19 protein-coding genes and 3 tRNA genes are annotated in these 20,478 nt (G+C 58.4%); 20 read left to right on the top strand and 2 right to left on the bottom strand.

All coding sequences use genetic code 11. The annotated features are described in order from the left end of the window. Positions 1-8 precede the first annotated feature (8 nt). From folP to KVQ74_RS10660, 16 genes are all read left to right on the top strand, one after another. Entirely contained in the window at positions 9-860 is an 852-nt protein-coding gene (gene folP / locus KVQ74_RS10735; protein ID WP_217831042.1) for a dihydropteroate synthase, read from the top strand. Positions 861-876: 16 nt separating this feature from the next. Further along, positions 877-2,214, top strand: a complete 1,338-nt coding sequence (gene glmM, locus KVQ74_RS10730; RefSeq protein WP_217831041.1) for a phosphoglucosamine mutase — start codon at positions 877-879, stop codon at positions 2,212-2,214. 65 nt (positions 2,215-2,279) lie between these two features. After that, complete coding sequence (gene tpiA / locus KVQ74_RS10725; RefSeq protein WP_217831040.1) at positions 2,280-3,035, top strand: triose-phosphate isomerase; 756 nt, start codon at positions 2,280-2,282, stop codon at positions 3,033-3,035. Between the two features lie 4 nt (positions 3,036-3,039). Continuing rightward, complete coding sequence (gene secG / locus KVQ74_RS10720; protein WP_011332406.1) at positions 3,040-3,423, top strand: preprotein translocase subunit SecG; 384 nt, start codon at positions 3,040-3,042, stop codon at positions 3,421-3,423. 22 nt (positions 3,424-3,445) lie between these two features. Next, a tRNA-Leu gene (locus KVQ74_RS10715) sits at positions 3,446-3,531 on the top strand. Between the two features lie 97 nt (positions 3,532-3,628). Further along, positions 3,629-3,705: transfer RNA gene (locus KVQ74_RS10710), tRNA-Met, on the top strand. A gap of 126 nt (positions 3,706-3,831) precedes the next feature. Continuing rightward, on the top strand, positions 3,832-4,290 hold the full coding sequence (rimP, locus tag KVQ74_RS10705) for a ribosome maturation factor RimP (RefSeq protein WP_217831119.1): 459 nt from the start codon (positions 3,832-3,834) through the stop codon (positions 4,288-4,290). A gap of 47 nt (positions 4,291-4,337) precedes the next feature. After that, positions 4,338-5,819 (top strand): transcription termination factor NusA, encoded by a 1,482-nt coding sequence (nusA, locus tag KVQ74_RS10700; RefSeq protein WP_217831039.1) that lies wholly within the window; start codon positions 4,338-4,340, stop codon positions 5,817-5,819. A 27-nt stretch (positions 5,820-5,846) separates the two neighbouring features. Continuing rightward, on the top strand, positions 5,847-8,375 hold the full coding sequence (gene infB, locus KVQ74_RS10695; protein ID WP_217831038.1) for a translation initiation factor IF-2: 2,529 nt from the start codon (positions 5,847-5,849) through the stop codon (positions 8,373-8,375). Between the two features lie 160 nt (positions 8,376-8,535). After that, entirely contained in the window at positions 8,536-8,937 is a 402-nt protein-coding gene (gene rbfA / locus KVQ74_RS10690) for a 30S ribosome-binding factor RbfA (protein ID WP_217831037.1), read from the top strand. Positions 8,938-8,941: 4 nt separating this feature from the next. Then, on the top strand, positions 8,942-9,859 hold the full coding sequence (truB, locus tag KVQ74_RS10685) for a tRNA pseudouridine(55) synthase TruB (protein ID WP_217831036.1): 918 nt from the start codon (positions 8,942-8,944) through the stop codon (positions 9,857-9,859). A 140-nt stretch (positions 9,860-9,999) separates the two neighbouring features. After that, complete coding sequence (rpsO, locus tag KVQ74_RS10680) at positions 10,000-10,269, top strand: 30S ribosomal protein S15 (protein WP_003221553.1); 270 nt, start codon at positions 10,000-10,002, stop codon at positions 10,267-10,269. Positions 10,270-10,475: 206 nt separating this feature from the next. Then, positions 10,476-12,581, top strand: coding sequence for a polyribonucleotide nucleotidyltransferase (gene pnp, locus KVQ74_RS10675; RefSeq protein WP_217831035.1), 2,106 nt, complete (start codon positions 10,476-10,478; stop codon positions 12,579-12,581). Between the two features lie 129 nt (positions 12,582-12,710). Then, positions 12,711-12,786, top strand: a tRNA-Thr gene (locus KVQ74_RS10670). Between the two features lie 284 nt (positions 12,787-13,070). After that, positions 13,071-13,688: an acyltransferase family protein gene (locus tag KVQ74_RS29520; protein ID WP_217831034.1), complete on the top strand. Its 618-nt coding sequence runs from the start codon at positions 13,071-13,073 to the stop codon at positions 13,686-13,688. Then, on the top strand, positions 13,618-14,232 hold the full coding sequence (locus tag KVQ74_RS10660; RefSeq protein ID WP_217831033.1) for an acyltransferase family protein: 615 nt from the start codon (positions 13,618-13,620) through the stop codon (positions 14,230-14,232). Before KVQ74_RS29520 ends, KVQ74_RS10660 begins: the two co-directional genes overlap by 71 nt. Positions 14,233-14,392: 160 nt before the next feature. On the opposite strand, the gene KVQ74_RS10655 is transcribed toward KVQ74_RS10660, so the two are convergent. Continuing rightward, positions 14,393-14,896: a hypothetical protein gene (locus KVQ74_RS10655; protein ID WP_217831032.1), complete on the bottom strand. Its 504-nt coding sequence runs from the start codon at positions 14,894-14,896 to the stop codon at positions 14,393-14,395. A 275-nt stretch (positions 14,897-15,171) separates the two neighbouring features. Here KVQ74_RS10655 and KVQ74_RS10650 point away from each other — a divergent pair, with 275 nt between their 5' ends. After that, on the top strand, positions 15,172-15,477 hold the full coding sequence (locus KVQ74_RS10650; RefSeq protein WP_217831031.1) for a DUF6388 family protein: 306 nt from the start codon (positions 15,172-15,174) through the stop codon (positions 15,475-15,477). A 51-nt stretch (positions 15,478-15,528) separates the two neighbouring features. On the opposite strand, the gene nadC is transcribed toward KVQ74_RS10650, so the two are convergent. Continuing rightward, a complete protein-coding gene (gene nadC / locus KVQ74_RS10645; RefSeq protein ID WP_217831030.1) occupies positions 15,529-16,377 on the bottom strand; it encodes a carboxylating nicotinate-nucleotide diphosphorylase in 849 nt (282 codons plus the stop codon). Between the two features lie 313 nt (positions 16,378-16,690). Between nadC and KVQ74_RS10640 the strand changes: the two genes are divergently transcribed. The 3 genes from KVQ74_RS10640 (at position 16,691) to ampE (ending at position 20,329) form a co-directional block, all read left to right on the top strand. Next, positions 16,691-18,868, top strand: coding sequence for a DUF1631 domain-containing protein (locus KVQ74_RS10640; protein ID WP_217831029.1), 2,178 nt, complete (start codon positions 16,691-16,693; stop codon positions 18,866-18,868). Between the two features lie 64 nt (positions 18,869-18,932). Then, positions 18,933-19,493: a 1,6-anhydro-N-acetylmuramyl-L-alanine amidase AmpD gene (ampD, locus tag KVQ74_RS10635; protein ID WP_217831028.1), complete on the top strand. Its 561-nt coding sequence runs from the start codon at positions 18,933-18,935 to the stop codon at positions 19,491-19,493. Beyond that, complete coding sequence (gene ampE / locus KVQ74_RS10630) at positions 19,490-20,329, top strand: regulatory signaling modulator protein AmpE (protein WP_217831027.1); 840 nt, start codon at positions 19,490-19,492, stop codon at positions 20,327-20,329. Before ampD ends, ampE begins: the two co-directional genes overlap by 4 nt. The last annotated feature ends 149 nt before the right edge of the window (positions 20,330-20,478 follow it).

Below are 20,478 nucleotides of genomic sequence, written 5' to 3'. Positions count from 1 at the left end.
GGTTTGAAATGACTTCTGTACAGTCCCTGACCCGGTTGCCTTGCGGCAACCGGGTTCTTGATTTGGCCCAGACACATGTCATGGGCATTCTCAATGTCACTCCTGATTCCTTTTCCGATGGCGGCCGATACAGCCAGCTCGATGCGGCCTTGCGGCACGCCGAAGCAATGGTTGTGGCCGGTGCGACGCTGATCGATGTTGGCGGAGAGTCGACCCGGCCGGGTGCTCGGGCGGTTTCGCCGCTGGAAGAGTTGGAGCGTGTCGCGCCTGTCGTCGAACTGATCAATCGCGAACTCGACGTGGTTATCTCGGTCGATACGTCCACGCCTGCCGTGATGCGCGAAACTGCGCGGCTGGGCGCGGGCTTGATCAACGATGTTCGTTCGTTGCGTCGGGACGGTGCGCTCGATGCTGCTGCGGCTACAGGATTGCCGGTATGCCTGATGCATATGCTGGGCGAGCCAGGCGACATGCAGGATGATCCGCAGTATCAGGATGTCACTCGGGAAGTGGGTGAGTTTCTGGCCGAGCGAATGGTTCAGTGTGCGGCGGCTGGAATTCCTCCCGAGCGAATCATTCTTGATCCCGGCTTCGGCTTCGCCAAAACCCTGCAGCACAATCTAAGCTTGTTCAAACATATGGAAGCCCTGCATGCGCTGGGTCGACCGCTATTAGTGGGCGTGTCACGCAAAAGCATGATCGGTCATGCGTTGAATCGCCCCGTGGGTGAGCGTCTGCATGGTGGTCTGGCACTGGCTGCACTGGCGTCGGTGAAGGGTGCGCGTATATTGCGCGTCCATGATGTGGCGGAAACGGTGGACGTCGTGCGGATGCTCGCTGCCGTGGAATCAGCCGAATAAGAATGATGGAGCGCTTATGAGCAAGAAATACTTTGGTACTGACGGCATTCGTGGTCGTGTCGGTGAATACCCGATTACTCCTGACTTCATGCTCAAGCTCGGCTGGGCGGCGGGCATGGCCTTTCGCAAGATGGGTGCCTGCAAGGTGTTGGTCGGCAAGGATACGCGGATTTCCGGCTACATGTTCGAATCGGCGCTGGAGGCTGGTCTGACATCGGCGGGGGCTGACGTAATGTTGCTCGGCCCGATGCCGACACCGGCGATCGCCTATCTGTCGCGCACGTTCCAGGCCGAGGCCGGTATCGTGATCAGTGCATCGCACAATCCCCATGACGACAACGGCATCAAGTTTTTCTCCGGCAAGGGCACCAAGCTCCCGGATGATGTGGAGTTGATGATCGAAGAGTTGCTCGATACTCCAATGACGGTGGTCGAATCGAGCAAGATCGGCAAGGTGTCGCGAATCAACGATGCTTCCGGCCGCTACATTGAATTCTGCAAAAGCAGCGTACCGACCGGAACCAGTTTTTCCGGTCTGAAGATCGTGATCGACTGTGCTCATGGCGCCACCTATAAAGTGGCGCCGAGCGTGTTCCGGGAGCTGGGTGCCGAGGTCGTGGTGCTGTCGGCTCAGCCCAACGGCCTGAATATCAACGACAACTGCGGCTCCACGCATATGGGGCCTCTGCAGGCCGCTGTGCTCGCCGAGGATGCCGATCTGGGTATTGCCTTTGATGGCGATGGTGATCGGGTATTGATGGTCGATCACACGGGGGCGATTGTCGATGGTGACGAGTTGCTCTTCATCATCGCGCGCGATCTGCAGGAGCGCGGCAAGCTGCAGGGCGGTGTCGTCGGTACGTTGATGAGTAATCTGGGGCTTGAGCTGGCCCTGGCGGATCTGGGCATTCCATTTGTGCGCGCCAATGTGGGCGATCGGTATGTGATCGCCGAGTTGTTGGAGCGAGACTGGCTGGTGGGTGGTGAAAACTCAGGTCATGTCGTGTGCTTCAACCACACCACGACCGGCGACGCGATCATTGCGGCGCTGCAGGTTCTGATGGCGCTGAAAACCCGCAACGAAGGGCTGGCTCAAACGCGTCAGGCCCTGCGCAAGTGCCCACAGGTGCTGATCAACGTGCGTTTCGGTGGGGGTGAAAGTCCGCTGGAGCATCCGGCTGTCAAGGAAGCCAGTGCTCGTGTGACGCAGGCGATGGCGGGTCGTGGTCGTGTGCTTTTGCGCAAGTCCGGGACAGAGCCTCTGGTGCGTGTCATGGTTGAAGGCGAGGATGAAACCCAGGTTCGCGGCTATGCCGAAGAGCTGGCAAAACTGGTAACTGAAGTTTCTGCCTGATTCGGCTTGCCAGCCATGATTGTGTTGGGTAACATCTGCGCCCACTTTGACCGACGAGGTACAGCATGCGTCGCCCTATGGTAGCTGGTAACTGGAAGATGCACGGTACCCGCGCCAGCGTCGCTGAGCTGATCAATGGCCTTCGTCATCTGGCCTTGCCAAGCGGTGTTGATGTCGCGGTGTTCCCGCCTTGCTTGTATATCAATCAAGTGATTGATGGCTTGAAAGGCAAGTCGATTTCGGTCGGCGCACAGAACTCTGCGGTGGAATCGATGCAAGGTGCGTTGACGGGTGAAGTTGCACCGAGTCAGTTGGTGGATGCAGGTTGTTCCCTGGTGCTTGTCGGGCACTCCGAACGCCGCCAGATAATGGGCGAGCGAGACGGGATGCTGAATCGCAAGTTCGCAGCGGCACAGGCATGTGGCTTGATTCCGGTGTTGTGTGTAGGGGAAACCCTTGAGCAGCGTGAAGCCGGGAAAACTCTTGAGGTTGTCGGGCGTCAGCTGGGCAGCATCATCGAGGAGCTGGGTGTCGGCGCCTTTGCCAAGGCAGTGATCGCTTACGAGCCGGTCTGGGCCATTGGCACCGGGCTGACTGCAACGCCGCAACAGGCGCAGGATGTGCATAAAGCCATTCGCGAGCAATTGGCGGCAGAGAATTCTGAAGTGGCACGAGGTGTGCGGCTTCTATACGGCGGCAGCGTGAAGGCGGCCAATGCGGTCGAGCTGTTCGGCATGCCGGATATCGATGGGGGGCTCATTGGTGGAGCTTCCCTGAATGCAGATGAGTTCGGTGCGATCTGTCGCGCCGCGGGAAACTGAAAAAATGCTGGAAACAGTCGTAGTCGTTTTTCATCTGCTGGGTGCATTGGGCGTAGTTGCTCTGGTTTTGCTGCAGCAGGGTAAAGGTGCGGATGCTGGCGCGTCTTTCGGAGCAGGTGCTTCAAATACTGTGTTCGGAAGCCAAGGTTCCTCTACCTTTCTTAGTAAGTTTACTGCTATACTTGCCGCCGGTTTCTTCATAACCAGCTTGGGGTTAGGTTACTTTGCTAAAGAGAAGGCTCATCAGCTGACTCAAGCAGGTCTGCCAAACCCGGCAGTGTTGGAAGTTCCAAAGCAACAACCGGCTTCTGATGATGTCCCGGTGCTTCAAGAGCAAAAGTCGGCTACTCCAGCGACTGACGTACCTCCAGCTCAAGAGCAGAAGTAAGAAGAGTTTCAAACGTAGTTTTGCCGAGGTGGTGGAATTGGTAGACACGCAACCTTGAGGTGGTTGTGCCCATAGGGTGTAGGGGTTCGAGTCCCCTTCTCGGTACCAATTAGTCAGGAGAGCCCGCTGTTGCGGGCTTTCTTGCAGGTGGAAGGTTACATTGACCCTCTAAGGGATCGGTCGTATACTTCCGCCCCAGCTTTGTCGCGGGGTGGAGCAGTCTGGTAGCTCGTCGGGCTCATAACCCGAAGGTCGTCGGTTCAAATCCGGCCCCCGCAACCAGTTTAAGGAGCCCCTTTTCAGGGGCTTTTTGTTAGCTGAATACTTTATGACGCCGATTTTCAATGGCGATCTCACGTGGGCTTTTTGCCCATTTTTTATTTGCAAAGCATGCACGAGGGGGTTCAGGTGTCGAGCAAGCTAGAACAGCTGCAGGCCTTGTTGGCCCCGGTAGTCGAGGCTCTTGGCTATCAATGCTGGGGGATCGAATTCATCTCTCAAGGCAAACATTCGGTTCTGCGAATCTATATCGATAAAGAGGGCGGCATCCTGATCGAAGACTGCACTGCGGTCAGCCATCAGGCCAGCGCGGTTCTCGATGTCGAAGACCCGATCAGTTCTGAATACACCCTTGAGGTGTCCTCTCCTGGCATGGATCGCCCACTGTTCACCTTGGAACAGTTTGCTTCGCATGCCGGTGAACAAGTGAAGATCAAGCTGCGCTCGCCTTTCGAAGGTCGACGCAACTTTCAGGGCCTTCTGCGTGGTGTAGAAGAGCAGGATGTCGTGGTGCAGGTAGATGACCATGAGTTCCTGTTGCCGATCGATATGATCGACAAGGCCAACATTATTCCCAGTTTTGACTGAGACGCGGATCCCGCGGATCCAATGGCTTGCGAAAGGCGAGGCGTACGATGAGCAAAGAAGTACTGCTGGTTGTTGAGTCGGTATCCAATGAAAAGGGTGTACCGGCAGGCGTGATTTTTGAAGCGCTGGAGCTGGCTCTGGCCACTGCTACCAAAAAGCGTTTCGAGGACGAAGTTGACCTGCGTGTGGAAATCAACCGCCACACCGGTTCCTATGAAACCTTCCGTCGCTGGACAGTCGTCGAAGAGAATGATCTCGACGATCCAGCGATCGAAACCTGGCCGAGCAAGGTTGCCGAAACGCATCCTGGTGCCAAGGTTGGCGACGTCGTCGAAGAGAAGATCGAATCCATCGAGTTCGGCCGCATCGCTGCGCAGACCGCCAAGCAGGTCATCGTGCAGAAAGTGCGCGAAGCCGAGCGCGCCCAAGTGGTTGACGCTTATCGCGAGCGCCTGGGGGAAATCATCTCCGGCACCGTGAAAAAGGTAACCCGCGACAACGTGATCGTCGACCTGGGCAACAACGCCGAAGCGTTGCTGGCCCGTGAAGACATCATCTCCCGCGAAACCTTCCGTGTTGGCGTGCGTCTGCGTGCGCTGCTCAAGGAAATCCGCACCGAGAACCGTGGTCCGCAGTTGATCCTGTCGCGTACCGCGCCGGAAATGCTGATCGAGCTGTTCCGCATCGAAGTGCCGGAAATCGCCGAAGGCCTGATCGAAGTCATGGCCGCATCCCGTGATCCGGGTTCGCGTGCCAAGATCGCCGTCCGCTCCAAGGACAAACGCATCGACCCGCAGGGCGCGTGCATCGGTATGCGCGGTTCGCGCGTCCAGGCCGTGTCGGGCGAGTTGGGTGGCGAGCGTGTCGACATCGTCCTGTGGGACGACAACCCGGCACAGTTCGTGATCAATGCCATGTCGCCGGCAGAAGTGGCGGCCATCATCGTTGATGAAGATGCCCATGCCATGGACATCGCCGTCGGCGCAGACAATCTGGCTCAGGCCATCGGTCGTGGTGGTCAGAACGTGCGTCTGGCGAGCCAGCTGACTGGCTGGACCCTGAACGTGATGACTGAATCGGACATCCAGGCCAAGCAGCAAGCTGAAACCGGCGACATCCTGCGCAATTTCATCGACGAGCTGGAAGTCGACGAAGAACTGGCGCAGGTGCTGGTAGATGAAGGCTTCACCAGCCTGGAAGAGATTGCCTACGTACCGTTGGAAGAAATGCTCAACATCGACGGCTTTGACGAAGACATCGTCAACGAGCTTCGTGCTCGTGCCAAGGATCGCTTGTTGACCAAAGCCATCGCTACTGAGGAAAAGCTGGCAGACGCCCATCCGGCCGAAGACCTGCTCTCGCTTGAGGGTATGGACAAGGATTTGGCGATGGAACTGGCGGTGCGCGGCGTAATTACCCGCGAAGACCTGGCCGAGCAGTCTATTGACGACCTGCTCGACATCGACGGCATTGACGATGATCGTGCCGGCAAGTTGATCATGGCCGCCCGAGCCCACTGGTTCGAGTAATTAGGCGCGGCCTGAGGAGAGAAGTGCATGACGCAAGTCACGGTGAAACAACTGGCCGATGAGGTCAAAACACCGGTAGAGCGCCTGTTGCAGCAGATGCGTGAGGCAGGTCTGCCGCACACCGCCGCCGAAGAAAATGTGACTGACAGTGAAAAGCAATCCCTGCTGACTCACTTGAAAAGCAGCCACAAGGCGAAAGTGGAAGAACCACGCAAGATCACGCTGCAGCGTAAAACCACCAGCACCCTGCGTGTGGCTGGCAGCAAAAGCATCAGCGTTGAAGTTCGCAAGAAGAAAGTTTTCGTACAGCGCAGCCCGGAAGAAATCGAAGCCGAGCGCAAGCGTGAACTGGACGAGCGTCGTGCAGTAGAAAATGCTGCCCGCCAGAAGGCTGAAGAAGAAGCCAAGCATCGCGCCGAAGAAGAAGCGCGTCGCCAGCCTGTTGCTGCGCCAGTCGCTGCCGCCGAGCCGGTTGCCGCTGCTCCTGCTCCTGCTGCTGTGGCCGAACCTGTGCGCGAAGCTGCGCCGGTCGAGGCTGCCGCGCCAGCTGCCGACACTCGCAAGCGTGACGAGCAACGCCGTCCGGACAAGCCACGTGCTGATGAAAACAGCCGTCGCGGTGGTGGTGATGGCGAGCGCAAAAATGCTCCGCATCGCGCCTCGGTCAAGGAAAAAGCGCCGACTCCACGTGCGGCGCCACGTACTACCGACGAAGAAAGCGATGGCTTCCGTCGTGGTGGTCGCGGCAAGTCCAAGCTGAAGAAACGCAATGCCCACGGTTTCCAGAGCCCGACCGGCCCTGTCGTGCGTGAAGTGAAAATCGGCGAAACCATCACTGTTGGCGATCTCGCCCAGCAGATGTCGGTCAAGGCTGCCGAAATCATCAAGTTCATGTTCAAGCTGGGCACTCCAGCCACCATCAACCAGGTACTGGATCAGGAAACTGCCCAACTGGTTGCTGAAGAACTGGGCCACAAAGTGACCCTGATCAGTGACACCGCCCTGGAAGATTCCCTGGCCGAGTCCCTGAAGTTCGAAGGTGAAGCGGTTCCTCGTGCGCCGGTCGTGACCGTAATGGGCCACGTTGACCACGGTAAGACCTCGCTGCTCGACTACATCCGTCGTGCCAAGGTTGCTGCGGGCGAAGCCGGCGGTATCACCCAGCACATCGGTGCGTACCACGTTGAAACCGAACGCGGCATGGTCACCTTCCTCGACACCCCGGGTCACGCCGCGTTTACCGCAATGCGTGCCCGTGGTGCCAAGGCGACCGACATCGTGATCCTGGTGGTTGCGGCGGACGACGGCGTGATGCCACAAACCATCGAAGCCGTTCAGCACGCCCAGGCTGCTGGCGTTCCGCTGGTGGTTGCGGTGAACAAGATCGACAAGCCGGGTGCCGACCTCGATCGCATCCGTAGCGAACTGTCGGTTCACGGTGTGACCTCCGAAGAGTGGGGCGGCGACACCCCATTCGTACCGGTTTCCGCGAAGATGGGTACTGGCGTTGACGAACTGCTCGAAGCCGTTCTGCTGCAAGCCGAAGTACTGGAACTGACCGCGACTCCTTCGGCTCCTGGCCGTGGTGTAGTGGTTGAGTCCCGCCTGGACAAGGGTCGTGGTCCGGTTGCAACCGTATTGGTTCAAGACGGTACCCTGCGCCAGGGCGACATGGTGCTGGTCGGCTCGAACTATGGCCGTGTACGTGCCATGCTCGACGAGAACGGCAAGCCGATCAAGGAAGCAGGTCCGGCCATTCCGGTCGAGATCCTCGGCCTGGACGGTACGCCGGACGCTGGCGACGAGATGAGTGTGGTTGCCGACGAGAAGAAAGCCCGTGAAGTGGCTCTGTTCCGTCAAGGCAAGTTCCGCGAAGTCAAACTGGCTCGCGCTCACGCCGGCAAGCTGGAAAACATCTTCGAAAGCATGGGCCAGGAAGAGAAGAAGACGCTCAACATCGTCCTCAAGTCCGACGTCCGTGGTTCGCTGGAAGCCTTGCAGGGCGCTCTGAACGGCCTGGGCAACGACGAAGTGCAAGTGCGCGTGGTCGGTGGCGGTGTCGGTGGTATCACCGAATCCGACGCCAACCTGGCACTGGCTTCCAACGCTGTACTGTTCGGCTTCAACGTGCGTGCCGATGCTGGCGCACGGAAGATCGTCGAGCAGGAAGGTCTGGATATGCGTTACTACAACGTGATCTACGACATCATCGAAGACGTCAAGAAAGCCCTGACCGGCATGCTCGGCAGCGATGTTCGCGAGAACATCCTGGGTGTGGCCGAAGTGCGTGACGTGTTCCGTTCGCCGAAGTTCGGCGCGATCGCCGGTTGCATGGTGATCGAAGGTGTCGTTCACCGTAACCGTCCGATCCGTGTACTGCGTGAAGACATCGTTATCTTCGAAGGCGAGCTGGAATCCCTGCGCCGCTTCAAGGATGACGCTTCCGAAGTACGTGCCGGCATGGAATGCGGTATCGGCGTGAAGAGCTACAACGACGTCAAGGTCGGCGACAAGATCGAAGTCTTCGAGAAGGTTCAGGTTGCTCGCAGCCTCTGACTCGCGCACTTCAAGAGCCGTGATGGCCTGGCGCAGTGAGCTGCGCAGTCCATCACGCGGACTCTAAACGCAACGCCCGGTCTGGCATTTGTCAGGCCGGGCGTTTGCCGCTTTCAGACCTTGCGGGTTTCACCGCAGGGCAGTAACAGGTAACAAAATCATGGCAAAAGAATACAGCCGTACCCAACGTATCGGCGATCAGATGCAGCGTGAGCTGGCCCAGCTGATCCGTCGTGAAGTCAAAGACCCGCGTGTCGGCCTGGTCACCATTACCGCTGTGGATGTCAGCCGTGACGTGGGTCACGCGAAGATTTTCATCACCGTGATGGGGCAGGAAGGCACCGCCGACATCGCACAAAGCATCAAGGTGCTCAACGCTGCCGCCGGTTTCCTGCGCATGCAACTGGGTCGTGAAATGAAGCTGCGCAGTGTGCCTCAGCTGCACTTCCACTACGACGAAAGCGTCGCCCGTGGTGCGCACTTGTCGGCGTTGATCGAGCGTGCCGTGGCTGAAGACAGCCAGCACGTGGATGCGGCCGAACCTGAAGACACCAAGGAGTAACTCGGTGGCTCAGGTCAAACGTATCCGTCGTAACGTCAGCGGTATCATCCTGCTCGACAAGCCGCTGGGGTTCACCTCCAACGCCGCGTTGCAGAAGGTTCGCTGGCTGCTCAATGCCGAGAAGGCCGGTCATACCGGCAGCCTTGATCCGCTGGCCACCGGCGTGCTGCCGCTGTGCTTCGGCGAGGCGACCAAGTTCTCGCAGTACCTGCTCGATTCCGACAAGGGTTATGAAACCCTGGCGCAACTGGGCAAAACCACTACCACGGCGGACGCCGAGGGCGAGGTTTTGCAGGAGCGCCCGGTGACCGTTGGTCGCGCCGATGTCGAAGCGGCATTGCCGAAATTTCGTGGGCAAATCAGCCAGATACCGCCGATGTACTCGGCGCTCAAGCGTGATGGCCAGCCGCTGTACAAGCTGGCTCGTGCAGGCGAAGTAGTGGAGCGTGAAGCGCGTTCTGTTACTATTGCGCGCTTGGAATTACTGGCCTTCGAAGGCGATACTGCGCGACTTGCGGTGGATTGCAGCAAAGGCACCTATATCCGCACCCTGGTGGAGGATATCGGTGAGCAACTCGGTTGTGGTGCGTACGTCGCTGAATTGCGCCGTACCCAGGCCGGGCCTTTCACCCTGGCGCAGACCGTCACGCTCGAAGAGCTGGAAGCGGCACATGCCGAAGGCGGCAACGAAGCGGTCGACCGCTTCCTGATGCCATCGGACAGCGGCCTGCAGGATTGGCCACTGCTGCACTTCTCGGAAGCGAGCGCGTTCTACTGGCTCAACGGCCAGCCGGTACGTGCCCCGGATGCTCCGAAGTTCGGCATGGTGCGGGTACAGGATCACAATGGTCGCTTCATCGGTATCGGTGAAGTGAGCGAAGACGGGCGCATCGCGCCGCGTCGACTGATTCGGTCGGAATGACCGAAACCGGTCTGTGTAACAGCAGGCTGGCGAGGGTGGCTGTCAACAGGCACGGTCACTTCTCATTTATAGATACAGGGATTTGTCCCTGGCCTGTTGAAACTGTTTTTGAAACAGTTTCCTGATAAAAGGATTGCCTCATGGCTCTCGACGTTCAAGAAAAAGCTCAAATCGTTGCTGACTACCAGCAAGCTGTTGGTGACACTGGTTCGCCAGAAGTGCAAGTTGCACTGCTGACCGCCAACATCAACAAACTGCAAGGTCACTTCAAGGCCAACGGTAAAGATCACCACTCCCGTCGTGGTCTGATCCGCATGGTTAACCAGCGCCGTAAGCTGCTGGACTACCTGAAAGGCAAAGATCTGAGCCGTTACAGCGCTCTGATCGGCCGCCTGGGTCTGCGTCGCTAATCAGCGATTGCGCTATGAGGTTGGTGGTCTGTCAGACGTCAGCGGTTTTCCGCCGGCGTCCGGCAGGCTCCCAGCCTCTAGTTTTATCTGCGACACCTGATTTACTCGAACACCCCGGACAATCCGCATCGGGCCGATTCCCGACATTGCCCAAGAATTTCGCAAGAAACCAGTTCCCCCAAGAGCCACAAAGAAGGTAGGACACCGTGAACCCGGTAATCAAGAAATTCCAGTTCGGTCAGTCGACCGTTACCCTCGAGACTGGCCGTATCGCCCGTCAGGCCTCCGGCGCAGTGCTGGTCACCGTTGACGACGACGTCAGCGTATTGGTGACCGTCGTCGGTGCCAAGCAAGCCGATCCAGGCAAAGGCTTTTTCCCTCTGTCCGTTCACTACCAGGAAAAGACTTACGCTGCCGGTAAGATCCCTGGCGGTTTCTTCAAGCGCGAAGGCCGTCCTTCCGAGAAAGAAACCCTGACTTCCCGACTGATCGACCGTCCGATCCGTCCACTGTTCCCTGAAGGCTTCATGAACGAAGTGCAGGTTGTCTGCACCGTCGTTTCCACCAGCAAGAAGACCGATCCGGACATCGCTGCGATGATCGGTACTTCGGCTGCCCTGGCTATCTCGGGCATCCCGTTCGACGGCCCGATCGGCGCCGCCCGCGTTGCTTTCCACGAAAGCACCGGCTACCTGCTGAACCCGACTTACGAGCAGCAGGCTGCCTCGAGCCTGGACATGGTCGTTGCCGGTACTTCGGACGCCGTGCTGATGGTTGAATCGGAAGCCAAAGAGCTGACCGAAGACCAGATGCTGGGCGCGGTACTGTTTGCTCACGACGAGTTCCAGGTGGTGATCAACGCCGTTAAAGAACTGGCCGCTGAAGCTGCCAAGCCAACCTGGACCTGGGCTCCGGCTCCAGAAGCCACCGAACTGCTGGGTGCGATCCGTGCCGAGTTCGGCGACGCAATCTCCCAGGCCTACACCATCACTATCAAGGCCGACCGCTACGCGCGTCTGGGCGAGCTGCGTGACCAGGTCGTTGCCAAGCTGTCCGGTGAAGAAGGTCAGCCTTCGTCCAGCGAAGTCAAAGCCGCTTTCGGCGAAATCGAATACCGCACCGTTCGCGAAAACATCGTAAACGGCAAGCCACGTATCGACGGCCGCGACACTCGCACCGTACGTCCGCTGAACATCGAAGTCGGCGTTCTGCCGAAGACCCACGGTTCGGCACTGTTCACCCGTGGCGAAACCCAGGCTCTGGTCGTCGCGACGCTGGGTACTGCCCGTGACGCACAACTGCTGGACACCCTGGAAGGCGAGAAAAAAGACCCGTTCATGCTGCACTACAACTTCCCTCCGTTCTCGGTGGGCGAGTGTGGTCGCATGGGTGGCGCCGGTCGTCGCGAAATCGGTCACGGCCGTCTGGCCCGCCGTTCGGTTTCGGCCATGCTGCCAGCCGCTGACGTGTTCCCGTACACCATCCGCGTGGTTTCGGAAATCACCGAGTCCAACGGTTCGAGCTCGATGGCTTCCGTTTGCGGCGCTTCCCTGGCGCTGATGGACGCTGGTGTGCCGATGAAGGCACCGGTTGCCGGTATCGCCATGGGTCTGGTTAAAGAAGGCGAGAAGTTCGCTGTCCTGACCGACATCCTGGGTGACGAAGACCACCTGGGCGACATGGACTTCAAAGTAGCCGGTACCGCCAAAGGTGTGACCGCGCTGCAGATGGACATCAAGATCAAGGGCATCACCGAAGAAATCATGGAAATCGCTCTGGGCCAAGCCCTGGAAGCGCGCCTGAACATCCTCGGCCAGATGAACCAGATCATTGGCCAGTCGCGTACCGAGCTGTCGGCCAACGCTCCGACCATGATCGCGATGAAGATCGACACCGACAAGATCCGTGACGTTATCGGTAAAGGTGGCGCGACCATCCGTGCGATCTGCGAAGAAACCAAGGCTTCGATCGACATCGAAGACGACGGCTCGATCAAGATCTTCGGCGAAACCAAGGAAGCGGCTGAAGCTGCACGTCAGCGCGTTCTGGGCATCACTGCCGAAGCCGAGATCGGCAAGATCTACGTCGGCAAGGTTGAGCGCATCGTCGACTTCGGCGCATTCGTCAACATCCTGCCGGGCAAGGACGGTCTGGTTCACATCTCGATGCTGAGCGACGCTCGCGTAGAGAAAGTGACCGACATCCTGAAAGAAGGCCAGGAAGTGGAAGTGCTGGTACTGGACGTGGACAACCGCGGCCGTATCAAGCTGTCCATCAAAGACGTGGCAGCGGCCAAGGCTTCGGGCGTTTAATCACCCCGACGCTTCAGCGCAATGAAAATGCCCCGCCGTGAAAACGGCGGGGCATTTTTTTGCCTGCGAAATATCGAGACATCCTGCGTAGTTGCCGGACTTCAAGACCGGTGCTAGGTTTAGCCCACCGCCCGTGTAGCTCAGCCGGTAGAGCAGCGCACTCGTAACGCGAAGGTCGCAGGTTCGATTCCTGTCTCGGGCACCAGATCTACTTTCACCGGCGTTCGGTGAGTCTCCCCACCCAGCAGATTAGGCCGCATTGAGCGGCCTTTTTCCCTTCGGGGCTTTTCCCATTTCTCGCAGATAGCATCGTTTACTCATTGAATCGGCGGGATTCAGTAGCTTAATCATTCAGTAAAAGGTTTTCTTTTTGCTACCGATAAATGAGACAAGCGGATATTATTCGCTCGTTTTTCGCATGGAAGTGTGTGTGCTGGACGCGCACTCAGTGATGAGGTTCTTCGGAGCCGGATAAAAAAGAGAAAACAGATGCTATCTGCCAACAGTAAACCCATTGAAAACCTTAAGCCGTTGACGAGTCTCAGATTCTTCGCAGCATTCATGATTGTCATTTGGCACTCAGTCATGTTTTACCCGTGGTTCTCAGGAGTGCCATCATTCTTAACTCATGGAGTAAGTTTTTTCTTTGTTTTATCCGGTTTTATTCTGACGCACGTCTATACATCAAAAAAACAATCAGGATATTTCGGGTTTATCCGTGATCGCCTTGCCAGGCTTTGGCCAGTTCACGTATTCGCATTATGTTTTCTAGTAACGTTCGTGCGTCCAGATGCCATTACCTTCAATGGGGAGGGTTTTTTTGACAAGTCAGTTCAGTTAGGGCTGAACCTGACGCTGATGCAGTCGATATTCCCCTTTCAAAAGGTCATGTTTTCGTGGAACTCCGTGTCGTGGAGTATTTCTACCGAAGTATTTTTCTATCTCGCGTTTCCATTTTTGGTAATAGGGATAAAAAAGAACTGGGCCATAAAACTCTTGGTCGCAGCTCTGGTTTCGACTGCTTTTTGTCTTCTCAATGACCGCCTTTTCCAAGACACAAGCAGGGCAGGACATTGGGATAGATATGTTTTATGCGGCTTACTCTAATCCTCTGTTTCGTGGAGTTGAGTTTGTGCTGGGTATGTCGCTTTGGGTGGTGTGGGATAGGTATATTCGAAACTACGAGGCATCATATTTTTTCTGGAGTGCCATCGAGATAGTTGCGGTATTGTTTACCGCATGGTGGATTTACTATGGCGCCGCACATGCGGTTGGCTATGTGGAGTTAGAGTCTCTGAGACTTATGGTAAATACCATGGGCTCATGCTGGGTGTTTGCAATACTTATTGGGGTCTCAGCCTCTGGTCGTGGAGTTGTTGGGTCAGTTCTGGGTAATCGAGTTCTTGTTTATCTCGGCGAAATCAGCTTCTCAATTTACATGATTCACCAGATTCTACTGAAGGTGTTCGCCTATTCGTTCTCAAAAGATTTTCAGGTCACACCGCTCATGTATTTCTCTGCGCTGCTATTCTTGGCATCGGCCAGTTATTTTATGATCGAGAAACCTGCTCAACGCCTGCTCAGATCAAAGAAAAAAGTTACTTCGAAAGATGGCGCCACGCTCGCACCGTCGTTCCAGCATGTGAACTGATGAAATAGTTTCGGCGAAGTTCTAGCGGGTCTACTGGTCCTCAGATCGAGGACCAGTCTGTTCCGAAAAGTACATTGGTCAGTTCGCTGGCTTCACGCCGCTCAATATTTACTGAACGGTGTGAAGGCCAAATGTGGTTCATGTATGGGTGCCCACTCCCTTACTTCACCTTGCGACTCAGGTCCTCGACCGTGCGTTTGAGTTGATCCATCGCCCGATCCTGATCGTTGATCTTCTGCTTCAGACTGGAAATCTCGCTGCTGTTGGAGCTGGAGCTTGATCCGCTGTTGCGCTTGAGGTCTTCGACCTGACGCCCGAGCGTATCGAGTTCGCGATCCTGTTCCTTGACCTTGTTCTTCAACTCGTCGATTTCCCGGCTGCTGGAGCTTGAGCTGGAACTGCTGCCGCGCTTGAGGTCTTCGAGCTGCTGAGAATGCTCATTGACGGTGGCACGCATCTTTTCCAGGTCATCGACGCCGATATTGGTCCTGATGATCACCTTGTTGCCATAGTCATCGTGGAGGGCGGGAATCTTGTCTCCGTAGGATGGGCTGCTGTTGCTGAGCTCGAGTGCCATGGCGCTTCCCGGCAGGGCCAGCACGCCGAGCAGGGCGGTCATTGCGGTAGTGGACACAACAGAAGAAATCTTCGAAAGGCTGCGCATCACTGGGGTTCCTTGTGAACAGCGAAGGGAGTGCCGATATGGCACATCGCTATGACTCACAATCCGGATTTATGTTCCCGTGGTCAGCTTTTTGTGCGAGAGATGTAAAGTCCCGTGTCATTCGTCATCCAAACCACCTATATTCGAGGCCTGCATGAGCATCGCCCAGCAGTTTTCAGATGATCCCGAATGGTTCTGAAGGCCGGACTAACCGCGTCAGAGAGATCCTTGAAGATCCAGATCCATCTTCCATTCCCATGATCTGCGAGAACGACATGACCGTGAAAGAATTGACCCAAGAGCAAAGACACGAACAGGCGCTGGAGAAGTACAAGCTCGACGCCACGGAGTTGATGGACGAGATCAAGGACTTGAGTCCCGATGATCAGCAGGACCAGATCCAGTGGGCCTTCGAAGACGAAGCCGAAGCCCAGGGTCTGCAGCCGTGGGAGCTGACGTTCAAGTACACCAGTACGCCAGAGGAGTTCGAGGCCAAGCGCCTGGAACTACACAAGGAAGCCGCCGAGGTGCTCGGCGTCGACTGGGATTCTTACTGCGAGATGAACAATCTGGTGGTCTGAAACAAAAACGCCAGCCCCGACCGGGCTGGCGTTTTTTATTGCCTGCCGGATTCAGAGGCTCAGGCGCATCGACAGATCCACCGCTTTCACATCTTTGGTCATCGCGCCGATCGAAATGTAGTCCACCCCGGTCTGTGCGATCGGCAGCAGCGTGCTTTCGTTGATGCCGCCGCTGGCCTCCAGTTTCGCCCGGCCGCCGTTCAGGCGCACGGCTTCGCGCATGTCGTCCAGGCTCAATTCGTCGAGCATGATGATGTCGGCGCCGGCCTCCAGGGCCTCCTTCAACTCATCGAGGTTTTCCACTTCGATCTCCACCGGTTTACCCGGGGCAATCCGGTGCGCGGCGGTAATCGCCTGGGCGATGCCACCGCTGGCGGCGATATGGTTTTCCTTGATCAGGAAGGCGTCATACAGGCCGATGCGGTGGTTGTGGCAACCGCCGCAGGTCACGGCGTACTTCTGCGCCAGACGCAACCCCGGCAGGGTCTTGCGGGTGTCGAGCAGTTTGACTTGGGTTTCGGCGACGAAATCAGCCAGGTACTGCGCGCGGGTCGCCACGCCGGACAGCAATTGCAGGAAGTTCAGCGCGCTGCGTTCACCGGTGAGCAGCGAACGGGCCGGACCTTCCAGGTGAAACAGTGGCTGGTTGGGCGTGACCCGCTCGCCGTCGCGTACCTGCCAATGCACGGCCACGCGCGGATCGAGCTGACGGAACACCGCATCGACCCAGGCCGTGCCACTGATGACGGCGTGGTCGCGGGTGATGATGGTGGCTTTGGCCAGGCGTTCGGCCGGGATCAGTTGCGCGGTGATGTCGCCGCTGCCGATGTCTTCGAGCAACGCACGGCGCACGTTGGCTTCGATTTCGGCGGTCAAGTCGGCGAGACGTAGATTCGGCATAACGGGCTCCACAAACTAAGTGGCCCGATTATAGGGGCATGGCATCGGCCAACCCAAGGCGAGAACTCGCGAGCTTGACTGCATCTGGTCGATTTTCTTTGAGCAAACGCCGTTCGACCGTGGTCATTAACGGGAGTTTACGTATAGGGGAAACCCTGACGCCTATGGCGCCGGGGATATCTTTTGCAAGATAATCCGCCTTGCATTTGACGTCATGTCTTTGACGTATCTCTCGAGTTCTCGATTTGCAAAGCCCGCTTTCACAAGGGGTGAGTTGAAACTGACCGAAAGAATCACCGCTTCAGGAGGCAGGATGCACAACGACGGGAAAGTAGTGCCTTTGCACAAGGCTGCTACCGATCAGGCGACCCACTCGCCGCTCGCCCGCCTGCCTGTGATTCTGCTTCAGGTTCGCGACAAGGCTGCCCAGCAGTTGCGTCAGGGCTTGCAGGATCTGTTCGATAACGCCGACGACACGTTGTTCGAGATGGCTGATCGCGCGCGCAACGACGTCGAACAGAACATCTTTTTCGAAGCCATGCGCGACCTGCGCCTCAAGCGCAAACATATCGAGCGCGGCTTTCTCGAACTGTTCTTCGAGGCGTTCGTCGGCCTCACTCAATACGATCCCGCGCAAAGCACCTTGCCCCACGCCCTCGTGTACGAAGAGGAGGCGCCGCGCACCGACGACATGGAGCGCAGCGTCGCGATCGAAACCATGGTCGGCCGGGTGCTGAACCGCGACGGCTTCGCCCTCGGTCAATTGACCGCACGGTTCAATGCGCTGCTTGGCGAAAGCCGCGACGACCTGCACAACCCGCTGGGGCCGGCGATGCTCTGCGAATACTTCCTGCAGGCCGGGCGCAACCTGGGGGTGGAGATCAAGGTCAAGCTGATCTTGCTCAAGCTGTTCGAGCGTTATGTGCTGGCCAGCACCGATCAACTCTATGCCGAAGCCAATCAACTGCTGAGCGCCACCGGCGTGTTGCCCGAACTGAAACCGGCACCGGCGCGGCGGGCCACCGACCAGGCCGCCGCCAGCGTGCGCAGTGAAGCGCGCGAAAGCGATCATTTGCCGGCGGACGACAGTGTTCAGGAAGTGTTCGCGGCCTTGCAGGAGTTGCTCCTGCATGTGCGCGGCAGTGTCGCGCCGACCCTGGAGCCCAGCGTCGTCGCCCAGCCGATTTCCACCCGCGACCTGCTGCGCCTGCTCTCGCACTTGCAGCAATACGTGCCGGCCCTGACCGCTGCGCAGGATGATTTCGACCTGCGCAATCAGCTCGAACAACTGCTGACCCGCGTCAGCGTGAAAAGCGGTAAATCGCGCTTCGTCGGCGGTGCGGACGAGGACGTGATCAACCTGATCGCCATGGTCTTCGAATGCATCCTCGACGACCGCAACCTGCCGGATTCGCTCAAAGCGTTGATCGCCCGGTTGCAGATTCCGATGCTGAAAGTCGCGGTGCTGGACAAGAGTTTCTTCAGTCGCAGCAGCCACCCGGCGCGGCGCCTGCTCAATGAAATCGCCGACGCCGCCATGGGCTGGGGCGATTGCGACGGTGATGCGCGAGACAGTCTGTACCTGCGCATCGAACAAGTGGTGCAGCGTCTGCTCAACGATTTCGTCGACGATCCGGCGATATTTTCCGAACTGCTGGCGGACTTCCTGGCCTTCACCGGCGACGAGCGTCGGCGCAGCGAATTGCTCGAGCAACGTCTGCGCGACGCGGAAGAGGGGCGGGCGAAAACCGAACTGGCCCGGCGCCGTGTCGAGCGGGCGCTGAATCAGGCGCTGTTGGGCAAAGTCCTGCCGCCGTCGGTGGTGGCTTTTGTCCGGGATGCCTGGAGCAAAGTGCTGTTGTTGACCTGCCTCAAGCACGGCGACCAATGCGCCGAGTGGCAGGCTGACGTCCAGACCATGGAGCAACTGATCTGGAGCGTGCAGCGCCAGGACGATCCCGAATTCGCCCTGCGGCTGCTGAATCTGGTGCCGGGGCTGCTGAAGTCCCTGCGTAACGGCTTGAGCAGTTCGGCGTTCGATCCGTTTGCCACCAGCGAATTTTTCGGTGAACTGGAAGCCCTGCATGTGCGGGTGCTGGAGCCTTCGCAAGAGGCGGATCATCTGGTCGAGGTGTCGCAGCGGATCGTCTTGCCGATTGCCGACGAGGGCGCGCAGACGCTGTCGGCGGCGCGCCTGCCCGAGGACGACGCCAGTCTGCGTCAGGTCGATCAGCTACGTCTGGGCAGTTGGGTGGCGTTCGAGGAAGACGAGGAACATACCCTGCGCTGCAAACTGGCGGCGATCATCGAAGCCACCGGCAAATACGTGTTCGTCGATCGCACCGGGATGAAAGTGCTGGAGCACAGCCGCATTGGCCTGGCCCAGGCGTTCCGTCGCGGCGCGGCGCGGGCGCTGGACGACACCTTGCTGTTCGACCGGGCTCTGGAGTCGGTGCTGGGCAATCTGCGGCGGCTCAATCGCGGCAAGTGATCGCGCGCCGGGGGCCGATCACGGCATACTGGGCGCCAACACAGTCGGCGTTGAAGGAATCGGTATGCAGTTGGATCCCGCTAGCGGGTGGTGTCAGGGGGTGCAGGTCTGCCCGTCGCCCAACTTCAATGAACGCCCGGCGGGCGAAGTCTCCCTGCTGGTGATCCACAACATCAGCCTGCCACCCGCGCAATTCGCCACCGGCAAGGTGCAGGAATTTTTCCAGAATCGTCTGGATGTCACGGAGCATCCCTACTTTGCAGGGATCGCCGACCTGCGCGTGTCGGCGCACTTTCTGATCGAACGTGACGGCAAGGTCACCCAGTTTGTCTCCTGTCTTGAGCGGGCGTGGCACGCCGGCGTTTCGAGTTTCGAGGGGCGGGAAACCTGTAACGATTTTTCCGTGGGCATCGAACTTGAAGGCACCGATGATCTGCCGTTCACTGATGCGCAGTATCTGGCGTTGACCGCGCTGACCCGCCAGTTGCAGGCGAGGTTTCCGGCGATCACCGGTCAGCGCATCTGCGGACACAGCGACATTGCACCCGGGCGCAAGACCGATCCGGGACCTGCATTTGACTGGGCACGCTACCGCGCGGCCCTGGCACAAGAGGAAGGACAATGAGTTTTCTGGTGTTACTGCTGGCGCTGTGGATCGAGAAGTTCTCGGCCCTGCGTCATCGGGTTCAACGCGATGGCGGATGGATCCGCGAACTGCACAAGCTTGAAAACAGCCAGCGCCTGAAACAGCAGCCGTGGCTGGTGCTGGTGATTCTGGTGTTGCTGCCGGTGGCTTTGCTCGGATTGTTGCTGCTGGTGCTGGAACCGGTGGCCTACGGCTTGCTGGCGTTGCCGGTGCATCTGCTGGTGGTGATTTACAGCCTGGGACGCGGCGATCTGCTGGGTGGCCTCGGGCCGTTCCGCGATGCCTGGCGCCGGGAAGACCTGCAAGCCGCCGCGCATGTCGCCAAGCGCGATCTGGACATCTGCGCCGACAGCGGCGAGCAACTGCTGGAGCGGGTGCAAGCGCATCTGTTGTGGCAGGCGTACCAAAGCTTCTTCGCGGTGATTTTCTGGTACTTCCTGCTCGGCCCGGTCGCGGCGCTCAGTTATCGCCTGCTCGCGCTGGCCGAGGAACATGCGCGCAACCCGGCGGTGGTCGAACGGGCCGGGCAACTGCGCCACGCCTTCGACTGGGTGCCGGTGCGCTTGCTGGCGGCAAGTCTCGCGCTGGTCGGCAACTTCGTCGCGGTCAGCCGGGTGATGCTGCACGAGTTGCTGAACTGGAACATCAGCGCCGGGCAACTGATCAACAAGGTCGGGCTGGCGGCGGGGGAGATCCCGCCTCCGGTGGTCGGGCCGGATGGCATCTACACCCTCGATTGCCTGTGGGAGCTGCTGCTGCGCGCGGCGGTGCTGTGGTATGCCGGGTTTGCCTTGTGGACGGTGCTGGTTCACTGAGTTCGAAGTGCCATTCATGGTGGCGGGGGAGCAACTCCCTCGTCACGGCCGGCTCCAGTCATCGCCCCGCCCCCGGCCGTTAACCTTAAGTTACAAAACCTCCCTTCGATTTGAGCTATACAGAGATGGCGCCCGATAGTGGCTATCTG

Origin of the sequence: Pseudomonas botevensis (assembly GCF_019145475.1) — a bacterium.
GTDB lineage: Bacteria > Pseudomonadota > Gammaproteobacteria > Pseudomonadales > Pseudomonadaceae > Aquipseudomonas > Aquipseudomonas botevensis.
Note: the sequence above shows the minus strand (reverse complement) of the source record. Positions and strands in the feature narration are given on the sequence as shown.